Source organism: Mesorhizobium sp. M1A.F.Ca.ET.072.01.1.1 (assembly GCF_004023325.1).
Taxonomy (GTDB): Bacteria; Pseudomonadota; Alphaproteobacteria; order Rhizobiales; family Rhizobiaceae; genus Mesorhizobium.
Genome location: NZ_RZSF01000039.1, coordinates 1 through 15459, shown reverse-complemented (window position 1 = coordinate 15459; position 15459 = coordinate 1). Strand labels below are relative to the sequence as shown.

The 15459-nt window shown below is 57.9% G+C and carries 13 protein-coding genes and 1 pseudogene; 12 read left to right on the top strand and 2 right to left on the bottom strand.

What is annotated here, in order from left to right:
• Positions 1-322: 322 nt before the first annotated feature.
• Complete coding sequence (locus EOA32_RS08575) at positions 323-3211, bottom strand: hypothetical protein (RefSeq protein ID WP_128371477.1); 2889 nt, start codon at positions 3209-3211, stop codon at positions 323-325.
• Positions 3212-3282: 71 nt separating this feature from the next.
• Here EOA32_RS08575 and EOA32_RS08570 point away from each other — a divergent pair, with 71 nt between their 5' ends.
• From EOA32_RS08570 to EOA32_RS08520, 11 genes and pseudogenes are all read left to right on the top strand, one after another.
• Entirely contained in the window at positions 3283-3489 is a 207-nt protein-coding gene (locus EOA32_RS08570; protein ID WP_128371476.1) for a hypothetical protein, read from the top strand.
• 166 nt (positions 3490-3655) lie between these two features.
• Positions 3656-4027, top strand: a complete 372-nt coding sequence (locus EOA32_RS08560) for a substrate-binding domain-containing protein (protein ID WP_281013477.1) — start codon at positions 3656-3658, stop codon at positions 4025-4027.
• 680 nt (positions 4028-4707) lie between these two features.
• Positions 4708-6438, top strand: coding sequence for a phospholipase D-like domain-containing protein (locus EOA32_RS08555; RefSeq protein ID WP_128371473.1), 1731 nt, complete (start codon positions 4708-4710; stop codon positions 6436-6438).
• 136 nt (positions 6439-6574) lie between these two features.
• Positions 6575-7042 carry a DUF2278 family protein gene (locus tag EOA32_RS08550; RefSeq protein WP_210214822.1) on the top strand — a complete coding sequence of 156 codons (468 nt, stop codon included), beginning with the start codon at positions 6575-6577 and terminating at the stop codon, positions 7040-7042.
• Positions 7039-7242, top strand: coding sequence for a DUF2278 family protein (locus tag EOA32_RS40535; protein WP_210214821.1), 204 nt, complete (start codon positions 7039-7041; stop codon positions 7240-7242). The genes EOA32_RS08550 and EOA32_RS40535 overlap by 4 nt, the downstream gene beginning before the upstream one ends.
• Before the next feature lie 4 nt (positions 7243-7246).
• On the top strand, positions 7247-7789 hold the full coding sequence (locus tag EOA32_RS08545; protein WP_128371472.1) for a hypothetical protein: 543 nt from the start codon (positions 7247-7249) through the stop codon (positions 7787-7789).
• The gene (locus EOA32_RS08540; protein ID WP_128371471.1) at positions 7786-8886 is read left to right on the top strand and encodes a hypothetical protein; all 1101 of its coding nucleotides are present in this window, start codon (positions 7786-7788) and stop codon (positions 8884-8886) included. Before EOA32_RS08545 ends, EOA32_RS08540 begins: the two co-directional genes overlap by 4 nt.
• Before the next feature lie 131 nt (positions 8887-9017).
• Positions 9018-10100: a hypothetical protein gene (locus tag EOA32_RS08535; protein WP_128371470.1), complete on the top strand. Its 1083-nt coding sequence runs from the start codon at positions 9018-9020 to the stop codon at positions 10098-10100.
• Positions 10088-10954: a nucleotidyl transferase AbiEii/AbiGii toxin family protein gene (locus EOA32_RS08530; RefSeq protein WP_128371469.1), complete on the top strand. Its 867-nt coding sequence runs from the start codon at positions 10088-10090 to the stop codon at positions 10952-10954. Before EOA32_RS08535 ends, EOA32_RS08530 begins: the two co-directional genes overlap by 13 nt.
• A gap of 765 nt (positions 10955-11719) precedes the next feature.
• Positions 11720-12654, top strand: a pseudogene (locus EOA32_RS08525) (GlxA family transcriptional regulator); the annotation flags it as partial.
• A gap of 429 nt (positions 12655-13083) precedes the next feature.
• Entirely contained in the window at positions 13084-14655 is a 1572-nt protein-coding gene (locus EOA32_RS08520; RefSeq protein WP_128371468.1) for a BCCT family transporter, read from the top strand.
• Between the two features lie 301 nt (positions 14656-14956).
• Here the strand turns inward: EOA32_RS08520 and EOA32_RS38465 are convergent, their stop codons facing one another.
• Positions 14957-15124: a hypothetical protein gene (locus EOA32_RS38465; protein ID WP_164746634.1), complete on the bottom strand. Its 168-nt coding sequence runs from the start codon at positions 15122-15124 to the stop codon at positions 14957-14959.
• Positions 15125-15267: 143 nt separating this feature from the next.
• Here EOA32_RS38465 and EOA32_RS39225 point away from each other — a divergent pair.
• The coding region (locus tag EOA32_RS39225; protein ID WP_210214820.1) for a hypothetical protein at positions 15268-15459 on the top strand (192 nt) is incomplete at its 3' end.

Here is a 15459-nt window from a genome sequence, read left to right as displayed (position 1 = left end):
CTCATCTGCTGTTCTCGAATGGCTGCAGTGCGGCCGGAAACCGCTGCTTTCAACACGGATATACGCGGTCCGTGCCTTTCCGAGGTTACCCGGTCCTTGGAACAGCGAGCGGCGTCAAGGTTACATAAAAACAAGTGATGGGCGGACTCTCTGAAGCGCGCGGCGCTCCCTTCGCAAGCACGACGAAGCGAACGCGGGCCACAATCCTGGCGCACCAGAAATTTCGCCCCTAAAAGATCCTTGACGCTCGTCCTCGCACTCAGGCAGGCCTAGGAAGCAGCACAACCAGGCCGGCTTTGCGACCAATCAAGGTCAGCTCCCTTTAATTCGCGACCCAAAGACTCTTGAGCTCGTGTCCGACGGCCCAATGCGCGGAAGTGTCAGTGTCGCTACACCTGGACTCGTAGGGATCGCGAACCATCTTGAATTCATTATCGACCACGGCGCCAAACAGGAAGCACTCGTCCTTGTACTGTCCCCGCTCCGCGCTCGCCATCTTCACCGTCGCCTTCACGACGATCCCGTCCAAGTTCCGACCCTTCCAGTTGACGGTGCCGTAATCTTTAACCTCCGAGGTCACGTCAGTGGGCTTCCAGTTGTCTTGCGAAAGGCCGGCATTCCATTTGGCGAAGTCAGGGAACAGCGTCTCCATATTGATCCCGGAAGACGGTTTGGCCTTGTCCGTAGCGCCTAGGACGGCCCTCTTAAGGCCATCCGAGAAGAGGTTCAGCAGCGCGGTTGCCGCCGGCCCGTTCTTCTGGCGCAGATCCGCCTGACGGGCAGACCTGGAGTTCCTCTCGTCCGCCTCGCGCTGTGCTGCAATCTTTTTCTCTTCGTCGGCGGCCACGCGTTTCGCCTCCGCGGCTTTGATTGCTTCCTGCTTGGCAGCTTCCAGTTTGGCAGCCGTGCTGGCCGCATCTCCTTTATCGAGCCAGACCGGAGCGAAGACGAATTGTACGCCGTCGCGAGCGAGCGCTTCCGAGGTGGCCTTCAGGTCGGTGGCCGATGCGTAAAGCACCCGGCACCGTTCGTGCCGAACGTCTTCGTAGGCTTTGTCGATCGACGGGTAAGACACCGTGCTTCCCGACATGCTCACGAAATCGGAGATCTTCCCGATGGCCGCCTCGTGCACGGCAGCGTTGCCTTCGACGACGCTGCAGACGCGGTCTGACGAGCTCGTCAGCAGGATACCGCCATACCCCTCGCGCGTTCCTGCCGATACTTCTTCGGCGATCTTCAAAGCCAGCGCCTGGTCCGAATCCATGCGGGCCTTTATATCCTCGAAGTGGATGGGCTCGAACACGCGGATTGTCTTGGCCTCCATCGCTTCGAGATAGGCCGCCTGAAGCGTTGGCGGGGCCTCGAGGAAACTCTTCCGCCGGACGAGGAAGAGGTCGGCGCTTTCGAGCCCTTCCGCCCCGCAGTCTGAGTTGACGTTTATTTCCTTTCCTCCCAGCGGGTCGATAGCTCCAAGCAGTGCCTTGTCCAAGGCAGGCGTTCTCTGTGGGCCGAGCAGGCAGATCCACGCCTGGTTCTTCGTCAGGGAGAACTGGCCGGATATCGTACGCAGCAGGGAAGGCGCCTTCGGACCCGCATTGTAGAGGACCACCACGTCCTCCAGCGCTCCGCGGAGGAGCGCCTTGTTCAAGTCGGTGACCGCATAAGTCGCGGTGTTGCTCTCTGGGTTGGCGCTGTTTCCTGACTGGCTGGAAGCGGCCGTGCTTGTATCCAGTTCCTCCGCCAGCGCTTGGCGAGCGATCATTGTCCGCACGCTTTCTCTCGCGTCGGTCAGCGAGTCCAGGTCGTTCGTGTCGGAAACATCGTCGAGCGCCTTAACTTCCTGCACGACCTCTGGAAGCTTGATCGACGTCAGATGGCTGCTCATCCAGCGTTTGAGCGCCTGGCGGTCGGCCTGGAGCTCCGCGAAGATTTCAGCCCTCTGCTTTTCGATCGCCTGGGCACGCTCCTTGTCCCGCGATGCCGAAAACTCGGAGTAGCCGGGCACTGCCATCAGCAAGTTGCTCAGCTTGAGCGCCGAATTGTTCAGCGCATCGGTGGATGCGGTCTGGACCTGGGCATTCAACGCGGCGGCCTGTCCGGCGATCTCGACGAGATTCGAGGTCTGAGGGTTCAACTTCAGAAAGGTTTCGGCATCGGAAAGCAGGGTCGTTGCGGCGCCTCTCGCCGCCTTTAGCTTGCGGGCCTCTGCCTTGTCATAGGAGGCTTTGTCGGCAAAGCCCTTCTGCTTGGCATCGCGGTACGCGGCGGGATCGGAAAACCCAGACGCGCGGTAAGCGACCAACTCCACCCTAGTCTGCATGCCAAGTTGGACGGCAGCACGATATTCATTGGCAGCCGTGAAGCCGCCCGTCTGCGCCCGCTGGTATTCGTCGCTGCTGCGGAAGCCGCCCGACATTGCTGCATCGTAGTCGCGCTGGGTAATGAAACCCATGCTCTTCGCCTGGGCGAATGCGCTTGCAGATGTGAAGCCGCCGGACCTTGCGTCGTTGTAGCTCTGCGCGTCCGTAAAGCCGAGATCCCGTGCGGCGTTTCGCTCCTGGTCACTATGGAAGCCATCGCCTGCGTTACGCTCGATCTCCGCGAGGCTGTACTCTGTCAGCAATTCGCCCGGCTGCAGGTCGAAGCGGGCAAGGTAGGCCCTGAAGGCCTTCACCGTCGTGGGCCCGATCAATCCTTCGACAGGGCCGGAATATAGGCCAAGCCTGGACATGGCCGCTTGGATTCTTTGGACGACTCTCAGATAGCTCGGCTGCGTTATGAAGTCGAACGAGGCTCCCCTTTGGTAAGACATCCAAACCAGTCCATCCAGCCCGTCCCCGCGCGAGAGAAACGAATCCTGTGGGATGATGTGCAACTCCTTGAGAGCCGCGAGGTTCGACTTCGCCTTATCCTGGTACAGCGTCCCGGCCACGACAGCAAAAACTCCGTTTCTGCTGTGGACGACCAGAGTCGGCCCCAATGTCGGCGCATAGGATTGCGCAAGAGCGATGGCCTCTCCTTCAGTCGGCCTGCTCGATACAACGAGCCAAAATGCATTCGACTGCGGAGGCCTGAAAGCCATCGGCCGCGACATTTGCTGGCCGTTCTGAATGATCTGGATAAACTCGGAAAGCGATGATGCCGAGCTCATAGCTGGCAAAGCAACAGCTGCCAACAACGCAGCGACGCCCACACTGCACACGCGACGCATGGTAATCCCCTACACAACCCCGAGGACCATATTCACAAATCCTAGCGGCTACGCAAGAAGGCCGCGGCGCTTTGAGCTTTTATGATTACCAGCAGCACCTGCCCAGACTTCGGCAACAGGGATGCAGCCCGACCAAGGTTGCCCAGGAACTGTCTGCTTTGACCGACAGGATTGACGTCATTGAAAAGCTGGTGGCGGAGGAGATCAGCTCCTATAGCAGCCTTTCCGATGGCCATCTCAGCATCATCGCCAACGCTCCTCGTCCGGGATGCCGATAATCGCGAGGTTTAAGCAGCGCTACCCCGGCGTTAAGGTGACATTCAACCTCTTGAACTGGACCGTTACCATGCAGAGGCTAGAAGCGCGGGATGGTGACATTGCCATCGTAACCGAGCCGGACGACATAGCCGGAATGTTCAAAAATGAACTGACCAAAACCCGTTGGTGGCAATGCTTCGAGGCGAGCACTCTCTGGCCTCTCGGAAGAAGCTAACGCTAGCAGAATTAGCCAACGAGGTGATGATCTTGCCGGAAGAAGGGTCTCTCACCCAAACGGAGCTTGTTCGAGCAAGTTCACGAGTCGGAGTTCGATTTTCCAATGTGATCCAAGCCACTACCTATGCCGTCATGAAGGAAGCCGTTTTGCATGGTCTTGGAGTCGGCATCTTCCTGGAGGACAGCGTCTTTCCCTGTTCGGAAATCGTCTGCAGGCCGGTTGTGGAGCTTGATGCGAAATTCGGCACCTATGTTGTCACAACGAAAGACAAAACGGACCTGCGGCTAGTGCGTGCCTTCATCGATGAGAGTCTCGAATAGGCGGATCAACGGCTGCATCACGCAGAAGAATGCTGTCACCGTCGCCCCAATCGCAGCCGTGCCTGATGAAATCGCGGTCGAAGCCAATGAGGCTATTGTCGGCGTGACCACCTACGAAGAAGCTAGCGAGGATTTGGCTGGTTGCTGGCGAGACCGGTCGGCACAGGACAGTCTCGGGCGACGGCCAGTTGCTCACTCCATAGACCTTTGCTGCCTCTTGATTGCTCCGAGCTCGCGTTGATCGGCTGAATCCGCCTGATAGCGTCTATCCCGAACCCGAAGTCTAGGCAAGATGACAGCTGCCGGCATTGAGCCGGCTCATCATTATTATGCTGTCCGCTCCGCCCAACCGTACAGTTTGTGCAGAGATTATAAGTTGACTGCATGCGAATAGTTATTATGTACATTGACTCCAAGTAGGCTCAATAATATGGTTCATGCACTTGGGTGTGAACCTAGCAATCTCTGCTTCGATAGCAGGTCGCTCGAATAGAGTTGTGCAGCATAATCATTTATTTAGAGGGAGTGTTGGCGGAATTCAGCCAGACCGCTTGGTTTCCCTACAGACAAGCAGCGAACTGTTTGATCGTCGGTAATTGGCAAGTCGGCGAACTATAAATGCGTTTGTCACAATTTCATGAATGTTTGCTAGGCAAAATCATCAGCGGGGAAGAGGGGCAATGAACATAGAGTTGATCGTTCATCCTGGTGTCGACAGCGCGCTTTTGGCGTGGCGCAGTCCCTTCATCGATCAGTGCAGAGGCTTTGCGCTGCGCCGGAAGATCAAACGTGCGCCTGGAAGCGCTCACAGTCCAAACACGGTCGCGCCTGCTGACGCCGACGGTTTTGTTGAGGAAATCGTAGCAAGCTGGGTCGGATTTGCCGGGGGACCTCAGGTTCCCGAAGGAACGCGCAAGCCCACCACGGAGTGGCCAATTCAGAAATATCTTTGGGCCGATTTTGCCGTGAACCCGGGCGACGTCGTTGCCTTTCGTGTGTCAGCAATGATCGGACCGGCTGACAAGTTAAAGGAATCCGAGGAATTTGTTTCCGCCTGGAGCGAGAATGCAGAGATCGGCGCCGAAACCGACGGGCGTGCAAGCTGCTTCTTCAACCGCGGCATCGTTGCCAGCCAATGGCTCGCCCGTGCCTTGCCTGAGCAAGCACCGACTACGAAGCTAAAGAAGGCAATTGCGGATCCCAATGACCAGATTCGCCGCTTCCTCGCCGGCCCGATCCGCGACAAGCTTGTGTCGCTGCTTCAGTCCGCCAAAGCAGGCAAAGCGCACGTCTACGCCGCCCTCTTCGAACTTGACGACCCGGAGCTCATCCCCCTGCTTCAGGACCTCAAAAAGCGGGCCCACATCGTACTCGGCAACGGAAGCGTGAAGAAGAAAGGCGAGGATGAAAATGAAGCGGCGCGATCAACTCTGTCGGGCTGCGACGTCAGAAACCGCATGAGTGCTCCTCGTGCTCTCGCGCACAACAAGTTCCTGGTCATCTGCGATGCCGACAAGACGCCTCAGGCAGTATGGACCGGCAGCACGAACTGGACGATGACCGGCCTTTGCACGCAGGCAAACAACGCCCTGCTGATCGAAAGTCCAGCGATCGCCCAATTCTATCTCGATCAATGGAAAGTGCTCGCCACAGACGGGGATGAGTCGCTCACTTCGCTCTACGAGAGCAATTCAAAGCCGCGAACAACGCCGAAGGCGAAGGGGACCACCGTCTGGTTCACGCCGATGCACGACGGGTCCGATCTTGAACAAGGCGGAGAGCTGATCAAGTCAGCCCGGCAAGGTATCCTTTTTGCTATGTTCAATCCTGGCCCGAGAGGCACCCTCCTCAACGATATTATTGAGCTTGCCTCTCCTTCGAGCCCTTCGTTCAAGCCGGATCTCTACATTCAGGGAGTGCTCAATCAGAATCCCGGCACGGCCAAGAATCCGGTCGTGTTGTTCAACCGCGGCGAGCGGATCGATGCAAATTCGGATGTGGTGCTGCCCGCCGAAATACCCGGTCGCTTTTCCTATTGGGCAAAAGAGACCCTGAAGCTTCCGACAGCCCATGCCATGGTGCACAGTAAGGTGATCGTGATCGATCCCTATGGCGACAGCCCGGTGGTGATTACCGGCTCTCACAACCTAGGGCCAAAGGCAAGCGGCGTGAACGACGAAAATATGGTGATCATCACGGGTAACAGCGCCTTGGCAAGTCAGTATGCCGGCAAGATCATGGAGATCTACGCCCAATACCGTTGGCGGCAGTCTGTACAGCAGCAGAACGGCCAGCCGAAATGGACTGGGCTTGCCGATAACGGGGATTGGCAAATCAAGTCACCGGCGGGACCGTACGACCAGCAGCGCATCAGGGAACTCGACTTCTGGTTTGGTGCTCCTCCAACTTAATTCTGCAGTTTGGCATCTCTCATTTCACCTCGCCAGGCGACCTAGGGCCATGCCAACGGCCGCGGATAGCCTGGTAGACACGACGTCAGGCTACGTCGGCGCCCTCGGCTATCTTTCCAAAAAGAGAGTCCGTCCCATGTCCCTCAGCTACGGTTTCGTAAAGGCAAAAATCAACGGAGCGCCGGTCCTCAAGGCAGAGCCTTTCGGCCACGAGACTCAGTACCATCTACATGCTTCCCTAGATGTTGCCGGGGCTGCGTGGGACGTTGCGATAAATGTCGGAACCGACGATTCCGACGATCTTCTCCAATACAAGCTCGTATTCGACTTCCGACACCCGATCATCCAGGCGCTCGAGGCCGCGCAGGCGGGGCAGTGCGATTTGACCGACAGGAACGCGCTTCCGGCGTTGGATTTCATGCGGTCCGACGTTCTGGCGGAAACTGGCCGCTGGCGCCTGAGTGATCCGATGGACGGGAGCCTCCATCCCGAGCCCGTAGCATCGATGAGCGGCATTTTGGAGCAAGCAAGGCAAGCCGCGTTGGATCTCTATGTGTTCGTACGGTTCTACTCAGGGGCGGCGGCATCCACGACACCCATATGAACCAGGCATCGACGGGAAAGCAGTTTGCCCACCGCGAAGGGGACAACCGCAACGACCACAATGACATCTGGCAGGATGGCGCCGTTTTGTTCGTAAGCGCAGACGATCGGTGGACTGCGTATTTCGCCGCCTTTGAACATCAACTGGTGCCGACCGACCTGCTTGGAAATCCGACTCCGGAAAGCAAACCTTTGGGGTAGAAGCATGGCTGGCAAACTGATCATGATCATCCGGCATGCGGAGAAGCCTCTTCCTGGCAACCCGGCACTCGGCGTTGACGAATTCGGCCAGGAGGATGACAAGTCGCTGACGGTTCGTGGCTGGCAACGCGCCGGCGCGCTGGCGGGGCTCTTCTTTGCCCCGCCGGCACCACTGCGGGTTCCGAAATCGATCGTGGCCTCTGGCGTTGTCAAAAAGGATGGGACAGGCAGTCGAAGCCGGCGGCCCATTCAGACGATTACGCCGCTTGCGCAACGCCTGCTTGTTGATCCGGATACACGCGACTCAAAGGGGCAGGAGAGCGAGGCAGCTGAGGATATCGTCAAGCAGCCTGCCCCCGTTCTTGTCTGCTGGCAGCACGAATCGATACCTGCCCTCGCGGCAGCAATCGTCGGATCCACCCAAATCGCCCCTGATGGCGGGGATGACGAAGACTACTCCAGCATATGGTTGCTCTTGTCGGAAGAGAGCCAGAAGTGGTCCTTTCAAGCGGTCCAAGAGTTTCTTCTCCCGGGAGATCATCCATGACGAAGGAAGCTCACCCAAAGCCGGCGGAGCCAGATCCCCCCGGCACGAAAAGCTGTCCCAAGTGCGGCAGCACAATTCCCCAGCTTGCCGTGGTTTGTCCTGTCTGCAAATCCGACATCGGCGAGAAGACGGCCGGAGATATAAGACGGGATCGGCTCCTAAAGGTCGCCGTGTTTTTGAAAGACTGGATCAGTTTCCCGGCTGCGGCCTTCACAGCAATCGCGGCCTTCATACTGGCTGCGGAAACAAATGTTTTGCAAATACTCAGGCTGGATACGGCCAGCGTAAACATGCAGTTTTTGCGACAGGATGTGATCAACGTGGGGGCCGACGACACGCCGGCATCGCGCCAAGGCGACGAAATCTTCGTTCACGTTCCGTTTCTGCGTTCCGTTCTTGTGAACGACGGAGCATCCGTCGCCACGGTGCGACCTGAGTTTATGTGCTCCCAGACAGGCAGCAATTCCAAGATCATTACCGGGCACTTCTATTTCATAGATATCCAAACGCAGAAGAAGATTCTCGATGACATTGAGGTTGATCCGAAGAAGCCTTCATTTGCAAACGTGGCGCTGCGGGATATGGGGCCGAAGGATGACGGTTACGGCGCCACGAAAGAGCCTAATACTTGCTTGCTGAATTACTCAGACAAGTACGGAGCCAAGATCGCAACGATAAAGTACACCGCCGGGGACACCTCTCCGATGGAGATAGGTGGGGTCGACGACATGAGAGTGGTGAGAAGGGATATGTACTGTGCCGGCATGGCGAAAGGTCTGAGCCTTGGAGGAGAGCCCATAGACTGCCTCAACGACAGAAACCTGATTGCAATCGAACCCGTCTACCTGTGGGAGCGCGCACTGGAACGGGCCCTTAAGCAGTCGGGTGAGTTCCGGCAGTTTACACAAGCAACTGCGACGCGCATTCCTGGGCTCATTCTACAGGACTGCGCTGAGGGAAATTGCGAGCAGAACGTCCAGGAGATGACGAATGCGCTTCGTCATTTCACGCCGAATGTGACGGTTTGGCTGTGCCCACCAACAAAGACGGAATTGAGCAAATGCACGAAAACCGAATTTCCCCTTACTTCCCCTTGAGTCCCTTCAGCGCCTTTCTGCGCCTGCAGTTGACGCTGTTTCACTATGCGGAGGCATTTCAACAAAGGCTGAAATGGGCAAATCGAGTGAAACGTCGTTGACAATTTCACTGAAAATGCTACTTTCAACATATGCTGAAAACCCATAATTCACTGAAAGCGTTAGAAGTCGACGCTCAGCAAGCCATTCGTCGCGTGCTAGAGGACATTCCGATCATTAGCGATATCCATATCCCTGCAGAGACGCAGCGGACAGAGCTCGAACGCGAGGTCGATTTTGTCGCACAGGTTAACACCCGGGGTATATCGTGGATGATTGTCTGCGAAGTCAAATCAACCGGCCAACCACGAATCGTGCGGGACGCCGCTTTGAACCTTCGCGCCGCCGCAACCCAATTCGGCCCCCGCGCGGTGCCCATCCTCGTCACACCTTACCTTTCAAGGGATGCGCGTAAGACGTGCCGCGAGCTCGCTGTCCACTACCTCGACCTGGAGGGCAATTGCCGCATCGCCTTCGATGGCATCTACATCGAACGCGAGTCACTGTCGCGGCCGCAGGTGATCAAGCGGGAACTGCGCTCGCTCTTCAAGCCAAAGTCCGCGCAGGTCCTGCGGGTGCTTCTGCTCCATCCCAACCGCACCTGGAAGGTTACCGACCTTGCTCAAGAGTCTGGCGTGAGCCTTGGTCACATCAGCAATGTTACCTCGGCCCTGATAGACCGGGAGTGGGGAAGCCGCGATGAAGACGGCTTCAAACTCACAAAACCCGGCGCCGTCCTCGACAACTGGCGCGACAACTACGAGCCCCCGCCCGGCGAAGTGATACGCTATTATACGCTCTTGCACGGTAAGGGCTTCGAACGCGCAGCGCAGCAGCTTATTGACGAGGCCCAAGGTGGCGTCGCCCTCGCATCGTTCTCCGCCGCCGAGTGGCTCGCGCCCTATGGCCGTGTTTCCAATCACTATGTTTATGCGCGGCGCGAGATGATGCCCTTTCTGCAGAGCATCCTGCGCGCTGAACCGGCGGCCAAGGGCGACAACCTCGTCGTTACCGTACTCGATAATGACGGCGTACTTCGCGACACGATTGAACCGCATAGCGGCATCCGCACGACGGGTCTCGTTCAGACGTATCTCGATCTGGCGCAAGCCGGCGAGCGTGGCAGGGAAGCTGCCGAACATCTTCGCACGGAGCGCTTGTCATGGCTGAGCTGACGCCGCGCGAGCCGCAATCGGCAAACGACTATCCCAGCCGCACTACCGAGGCTGTGAAGTCCGTTTTGCTGGAAATTGGCCAGGTTCTTGGGAGTTTCAAGGGGAAGTTCGCGGTCGTGGGGGGCGGAGTGCCCTGGCTTCTACTCGACAATGAGGACATGCCTCATGTCGGGACGGTCGACGTCGACCTTGCGCTTGATGCTGAGGCGCTGGGGGATGGGGAATACGTGACGCTCGTCGATGCATTGAAAGACGCTGGCTATGAGCAGCGCAAAGATACCCACCGGCGCTTCCAGCTTGTGAGGTCCGTACCGGCGAGGGATGGCGGCCCTGCAATCGACATCGTGGTTGATTTCCTCATGCCCAAGGGCGCCGATATCGAAAAGAATATCCCGCCGCTCCTGAGTGAGTTCGCCGTCATACGTGCGGACGGCGCCGAACTTGCGCTGCGGTATCCGCAAATGACGGCGATTACCGGTGATATGATCGGCGGAGGCAAGAACAAGGTCGAGATAGCAGTCGCTTCGATACCAGCCCTGCTCGTCATGAAAGGCCATGCGCTCGCAAAGCGCGATAAGCGCAAGGACGCGTACGACATCTATTATTGCATCTTCAACTACGCCGACGGCATCGAGGCGCTTGCCGAAGCCTGCAAACCGCTGCTCAAGTACAAGGAAGCAGTTCAGGGCTACGATTTCATTCAGGAGAAATTCTCCGAACTGGAGATGCTCGGCCCTACGTATGTCCGCAAATTCGTCGAGGACAGTGACCTACTTGCGGGTCGCACGCCCGACCAATGGCAGCAGGACGCCTACGGGCAGGTTTCAGCCTGGGTAAAGGCGCTCGGAATCTGACCAGATCGCCGGAGATGGCTATAGAGATCAAGCGTTACCATCTCGATCCTGATATCATGTGACTATTGAGCGACCTCATGACGTGGGCTATCCGGCGCAATGGACACGCAGTGATAGCTGTGTAACAAACTGCGTAACACACGACGGAAAAACGCAAATGATTTCAAGGCGGTAGAGGTAAAATCGAAAGACGCTCTCTCCGCCAGCAATTTTCCTAATACTATGATGTTTTCAAGCTGTTAGCGAAGAGGGAAGGCACCTCAAAGCCGAAGCATCCTTGAACTGTGCAACAAGCTGCTCCGAATCCGCTTAGTCCGCCAAGACACCACTGACCGGTGACGGTATGGCTGCCCCAATCAGGATTGCCTGCAATGGGGCCGGGTAGCCGGCATGGCTGGTTGTCGATAACTCCGTCCCGAAAACGGAAGCGCAGGTTTCTGCTGCCAGGGCAATGTGCCTAATAATGGTCGCTCAGCATCCCTCCGCCACTATCTGAAAGCGCAGGTCGCCGACCTGCGTCTCGGCAGTTGTAGCGGTAGGATGGCATGATTGCGGCATCGCGACGGCTCTCGAACATGAATGTGCGCAATTCGACAGCCACGTGCCACAATCCCTTCGTATCTTCATCGGGACAAGCAAGGCAGATATTGGCGTCGACGGCGCATTTGCGACATCCTGTTCCCGATATCGGACGTGACCGCAGTGAACATAGCCGAACATCCGATCAAGCGCTCTCTCTTCTTCTTTCTGGTGCCGGATTTCACCATGGTCGCCTTTGCGACCGCGCTGGAGCCGATCCGCATAGCCAATCGGATGCTCGGCTACGAAGCCTACAAGTGGCGGCTGGCCAGTATCGACGGGCAGCCCGTGTCCGCTTCGAACGGGGTGTTGTGTGCGGTAAACACGTCATTGAAAGACGAGCGGCGAAAGTTGGCTGGCCTCGATAGGCTATCGATGGTCATCGTCTGCAGCGGCACCAACATCGAACGATATTCGAACAAGTCGGCCTTTGCATGGTTGCGCGAGGAACATAGTCGCGGCGTTGCAATCGGCGGTCTCTGCACCGGCGCCCATGTGCTGGCTGCTGCCGGGCTGCTTTCCGGCAAACGTTGCGCCATCCATTGGGAAAATCTGCCAGGCTTCGCCGAGGCATTTCCGAATGCGCATGTGTTTGCCGACCTTTTCGAGGTCGATCAAGACACTATACATGCGCCGGCGGCACCGCCGCTCTCGACATGATGTTAAAGCTGATCGGCGATGATTTCGACGAAACTCTCGTCAGTCGCGTATGTGAGCAGGTGCTGACCGATCGAGTGCGGAGCGCAAGCGATGGCCAGCGGCTTCCTTTGCGCGCGCGGCTCGGCATTCAGAATTCAAAAGTGCTGACTATCATCGAACTTATGGACGCCAATCCGTCCGAACCAATATCGATACGCGATATTGCCAAGCAAGTCGGACTGTCGCGGCGGCAGATCGAGCGTCTTTTCCGGGATGAGATGGGGCGCTCCCCCGCCCGCTACTATTTGGAGATACGCCTCGAGCGCGCACGGCATATGCTGATCCAGTCATCCGTGCCCATAGTCGAAGTAGCTATCAAGTGCGGCTTCGTTTCGGCGTCGCACTTTTCCAAATGCTATCGCGAACTCTACGCCCAAACGCCGCAGCAGGAACGATTGGACAGGAAATATCCCTCCGCGGCGTCAACGTTATCAGTTTTGCCGCTTCAGGCCGGTTCGGCCAGGCAATTTGTATGTCCACAGGCATCGCGCCGCGCAAGCCCAGCGACCAGGCTGACTCGACATCGGGTTTTCACAGCGAGCGTTATTGACGCGCCGCAGCATGGCGCGCCTTGCCCGGGTGGGCATTGCCCTACCCGAAATCGACCGGTTCCCTACTGACTCGCCGGCTTTCTCCTATCCCCTTTTCCCGCCCTTCTACCCTGACGGGTGTGGTGGGGGAGGGGCAAATCCGACACATCCAGAACGACGTGAATGGCCGGAGCTTCTCATTGCGAGGCGACCTGAGCCGTCCCTGATTTTGGCCCTCAGAAAGGTCAGTATTTTTCGCGTACGCACAATTCGAAGGAAAGTATTGAAGAAATAGTTCCAATAGATATGGGAGGGTCAAGCATGTCGAGTACAAGCAGGCTACGAGGCATAGATCCGGCGGTATTCTGGCCGGCCATAGCGATAACTGCCGCGTTCATCTTATGGGGAGCTGCCGCCCCGGATAGCCTCGCCACTGTGACGAAAGCCACGCTTGCAGCGATCATCAATGGTTTCGGGTGGGGCTTTGTTGTCTCGACGGCGATGTTTCTGGCCTTTGCCGGGTTCCTGGCGATCAGCCGTTTTGGCAAGATCAGGCTTGGAGCCGACGACGAGCTGCCGGAATTCAGCACCGTTTCCTGGGTATGCATGATGTTCAGCGTCGGCATGGGCATCGGACTGATGTTCTGGGGCGTTGCCGAGCCAGTTTTCCATTTTGGCGCGCCGCCTCACGGGCTGGCTGCCCCGCAGTCTAAGGAAGCTGCGCTGATCGCGATGGAATATGCCTACTTCCATTGGGCCCTGCACCCCTGGGCGATCTACGCCATTGTGGGTTTGGCGATCGCTTACTTCACCTACCGCAAGGGCCTGCCTATCCTGATCTCAAGCGCATTCACCCCTTTGCTTGGTAGCGCCGTCAACGGACCGATTGGCAAGACGATCGATATTCTCGCCCTCATCGCCACGCTATTCGGGACCGCGACATCGCTGGGTCTTGGCGCACAGCAGATCAACAGCGGTCTGAATTTTCTCTGGGGAACCGGCGAGGGGACAGGCATTGCCCTGGCGATCATCGCCGTGCTGTCGGTGCTGTTCATACTTTCGGCAGTGTCAGGGGTCGGCAAGGGCGTCCAGTTCCTAAGCAACATGAATATGGTGGTCGCCGCCGCGCTGCTGCTCTTCTTGGCCGTCGTCGGCCCGACCGTCTTCATCCTCAACACCTTCACCGAAGCGCTCGGCGAATACCTCACCAATCTCGTCGCCATGTCGTTCCGCACCGCCGCCTTCAGCGACGGCAAATGGCTGAGCAGCTGGACCATCTTCTACTGGGCGTGGTGGATTTCCTGGGCGCCTTTCGTTGGCGTCTTCATTGCGCGCATCTCCAAGGGGCGGACCATCCGCGAATTCGTCATCGGCGTTCTGCTCATCCCGAGCGGCGTGACCTTCCTCTGGTTCACCATCATGGGCGGTACCGCGCTGCACTCCGAACTGGTGGGGGTCGGCGGCCTTGTCGAGGCCGTTAACACCAAGGGGGCCGCCATCTCACTTTTCGCCTTGCTCGAACAATATCCAGGAACTGCTATCACCTCGTTCGTTGCGATCTTCCTTGTGGCGATCTTCTTCATCTCGGGAGCGGATGCCGCCTCGATAGTGATGGGTATGCTGTCATCTCGGGGCACGCTTGAGCCCGCACGCGTCATTGTCGTCCTCTGGGGTGTCCTTGCGGGAGCATCGGCCTGCGTGTTGCTGGTGATGGGAGGCTTGGAGGGCCTGCAGACTGCGTCGATCATCGCGGCAGCCCCCTTCCTCGTCGTCATGGTCGGGCTGTGTATCTCGCTGTGGATTGCACTGCTGGATGACCTCGAAGGGCGGGCCGAACCGGTCGCTCCCCTGCCCGAAGCGTCGCCTCTGATAGCGACAGTCGCGGCAGAGTAGGCTAAGCCGCAGCCGGCCAACAACCGCACCTGAGAAACAAACTTCAGGTGCGGTTTGTGGCGGTACGCGAATGCGATCGGTGCTGCTCATCGTCGCCGCCGGGTCAAGCCAGAACCAAATGCAACTGGGTGCTCGAAGGGAGGGCGAAGATGATAACCGACCCGCAAATCTGGCTCAGCCTGCTGACGCTTAGCTGACAACTCGAAAGACGCTCTCTCCGCCAGCACTCCAATGGTCGGGATGGCGGCAAGCCTCATCGTGGGCGGCTCAGATTGCACGCCGCTCTGAGGTGTGGATCGGCCTATGGTTCGTCCTTGTCGATCCCGATGCTCTCGCCCTCGCCATGCACCTGGTTCCGGTCCCAATCGTTGGTCTTGTCAGGCGTTTTCGCGGCAGCTTTTTGGTTTTCCCGTTCCTTGTCCTTGCGGGGCTTAGGACCGGGCAGATCGCGCGATGATTTGGGTTCCATTGAGGTGTGTCCCTGTCGGTCGAACAGAACCCAACGTGGGCTGAGCTCGAATGTTCCGGCGCTTTGCCGGCGATATGCATTGCAAGGACATCCCGGCGTCCTGCGGAAGGAACCGGGCAGCCCACAGATACGTTCTGGCGCTCATGGATGAGCTTGTTGAACGTTTCGGGCAGCAAACCTGGCTGCCATTTTCCCTCGGCCGATATCTCGCTGACGGATGGAAAGCTCCCATTCCTTCTCGAGGCGCTGCTGCACTGGCCTTTCTCCTCGTCGTGCGCTCGACTGATGATAGCGGATTTGCGGCCCGCGTGACATCCGTTCGCAGAGGCAGTACA